This window comes from Cupriavidus sp. 01L46 (assembly GCF_056399905.1).
This window is the reverse complement of sequence record NZ_JBFTSF010000525.1, coordinates 1-2352: the sequence shown is the minus strand read 5'-3', so window position 1 is coordinate 2352 and position 2352 is coordinate 1. Positions and strand designations below refer to the sequence as shown.

Sequence of the window (2352 nt, the reverse complement as noted above, 5' to 3'; positions counted from 1 at the left end):
CGATTCTATGGCCTGAACAAATGCCTTTTGCAGCACACACATGTCGCAACCTGAAGCCAACGATTCCGCCAGCCTCCTGTTCAACCAGTCTTTGGAGAAAGGGCTTGCCGTGTTACGCGCGTTCAGCGCACAGCGTCGCACCATGACGATCGCGGACGTGGCCGAAGCGGCCACCATCAACAAGAGCTCGGCCCAGCGCATGGTCTTTACGCTGGAGCAGCTCGGCTACCTGCGCAAGCATCCGCAGACGCGGCGCTACCAGCTGACGCCCCGCGTGATGGAAATCGGCTTCAACTACCTGGCCGCCAACCCGCTGATCGAGGTGGCCAACCCTTTCCTGTCCGAGCTGACCAAGGTCACTACCGAGACGTCGTGCCTGACGGAGCCGGACCTGCTCGACATGGTCTATATCGCGCGCTTTGTCAGCGCCCACTTCGTGCCGGTGCATATGCCGATCGGCAGCCGTATCCCGATGTACTGCACCGGCTCGGGGCGCGCCTACCTGAGCGCGCTGCCGGAAGACGAAGCGCGCGCCATGATCGAGCGCTCGGCACGGACCGCGCATACGGTCCACACCTGCACTGCGGTGGAGGACATCATGGGAAAGCTGCGTGAGACCCGGCAGCGCGGGTACGCAGTCAATAGCGAGGAGCTGTTCCTTGGCGACATGACCCTCGCCGCGCCGGTGATCGGGGGCAATGGACGGCCGCTTGGCGCGATCCACCTGGTGGCGCCCACCGGCCGCTGGACCCGCGAGGAAGCGGAGCGCAAGCTCGGGCCGCCGCTGTTGCAGTGCGCACGGGCGGTGAGCAGTTCGTCGGCACGGGCGATGGGCTAGGCTCGGCTATTGCCGCGCGGACGATGCCGCTGGTAGGGTTGCCAACGGGGTTGCCGAGGTTAGTGCCTCAGGCCGGATCCGGCGTGGGCTGTCCGACACCTTGCCCGCTCTCTTGCTGCCGGTGAAATTGCGTGTGGCGGTACAGGCCGTAGATGCTGGTCGCGGTAAAGCCCAGCTGCTGCACGAACAGGCCGTAGGTGCCTGTCACCAGGGCAAATACGCTCCACACGATGTTGGAGCACAGGTAGGCGATCCAGCCCCAGCGCGACGAGCGGAGCAAGGGGTTTGCCGGGATAGTTGGCGCCGATGGTGCGGTTGGCTTACTTGGTCAGGCAGATGACGATCACGATGACCCCGAGGCCGGCGAGAGTGAGCAGCAAGAAGGCAAGCATTCGACGGCAAGTGGTGTTGGCGTTTCTCCAGTATGGAGCGGCTGGCACGACACTGCCGTAGGTGGGATTCTGATTCGGGTGAAGCAATGTCCTACAGGGCAGGCAGCTCGCGCAGGTGTTGCGCCAGCTGGAAGCCGTCGATGCCTGGCAGGCCGATATCGATCAGCGCCACGTCGGGCGTGAACCCTTGCGCGATCTCCAGCCGCCGCAAGCGTGCCTGCACCGCCGTGCCCAGGCCCTTGCCATCGCTGTGCACCGTGGCTTTTCAGGACGGAATCGACGATGCCTGCTGTCCAGTACGCGAATCTACTTAAGAACTATCCCTAGGCACCGTAAAGCCAGTCTGAACTTAAGATACCAATAACAGCCCGAAGGGCAGGAGGGCAACATGCGCCCGCACTATGCAAACGAAAAAGACAGTAAGGAAGTACAGGATCTGCTCCAGGCTTGCGGCTTGCCGGTTGACGGCGTAGCCGAGCAGATCGGCAATTTCCTGGTGGTACGCGACAACGCTGGCCTGCTCGGTTGCGCCGGCGTGGAGAACTATGGGCAAGTGGCCGTGCTGCGCTCGGTCGCCGTGGCCGAGCGCGCACGCTCGGCGGGCCTGGGCGAATTGCTGGTGGCTGCGATGCTGGCCGAGGCCCGCACACGCGGCGTGCAGTCCGTGGTGCTGCAAACCACCACCGCCGTCGACTATTTTGCCCGGCTGGGCTTTGAGCGCGTGGAGCGCGCCTGCATGCCCCCGGAACTGCTCAATACCGCGCTGTCCCGCGAAGCCTGCCCGGCATCGGCCACCTTGATGCAAGCCGCGCTGTAGTCATCCCTGCCAGGGGCCTGCGCCCGCGATGCGGCCCAGCCGCGGCCCCCTCTTCCCATCCCCCGCGCTGTTGCGTGCCATGCCCCATGGCACGCCGGTGCCGACGCAGGATATTGTTGTAAAGTAAGCGCAAAGCGCAGACCACAGGCGGCCAGAGGTGGATCGGCACGCCATGCCCGCCTGCTCGCCAGCCCTTCAACGATCCTTCAACGACAGCCACGAACCGCACGATATGGAATCCGACCACCAAGCACCCGACCCCGGCCTCGACGAGGCCTTGGGTAGTGTGTCGACCCGCATACGGT

Annotated in this window: 4 protein-coding genes; 2 read left to right on the top strand and 2 right to left on the bottom strand. The window is 64.4% G+C overall.

Annotated features, from left to right (window positions below):
* The first annotated feature begins 40 nt into the window (after positions 1-40).
* The gene (locus AC1DS3_RS37880) at positions 41-838 is read left to right on the top strand and encodes an IclR family transcriptional regulator (RefSeq protein WP_441634156.1); all 798 of its coding nucleotides are present in this window, start codon (positions 41-43) and stop codon (positions 836-838) included.
* A 67-nt stretch (positions 839-905) separates the two neighbouring features.
* Here the strand turns inward: AC1DS3_RS37880 and AC1DS3_RS37875 are convergent, their stop codons facing one another.
* Entirely contained in the window at positions 906-1118 is a 213-nt protein-coding gene (locus AC1DS3_RS37875) for a nicotinamide mononucleotide transporter (protein WP_441634158.1), read from the bottom strand.
* Positions 1119-1321: 203 nt separating this feature from the next.
* On the bottom strand, positions 1322-1486 hold the full coding sequence (locus tag AC1DS3_RS37870; RefSeq protein WP_441634160.1) for a response regulator: 165 nt from the start codon (positions 1484-1486) through the stop codon (positions 1322-1324).
* Between the two features lie 132 nt (positions 1487-1618).
* On the opposite strand from AC1DS3_RS37870, the gene arsN2 reads away from it, so the two are divergent.
* Positions 1619-2047: an arsenic resistance N-acetyltransferase ArsN2 gene (arsN2, locus tag AC1DS3_RS37865; protein WP_441634162.1), complete on the top strand. Its 429-nt coding sequence runs from the start codon at positions 1619-1621 to the stop codon at positions 2045-2047.
* The last annotated feature ends 305 nt before the right edge of the window (positions 2048-2352 follow it).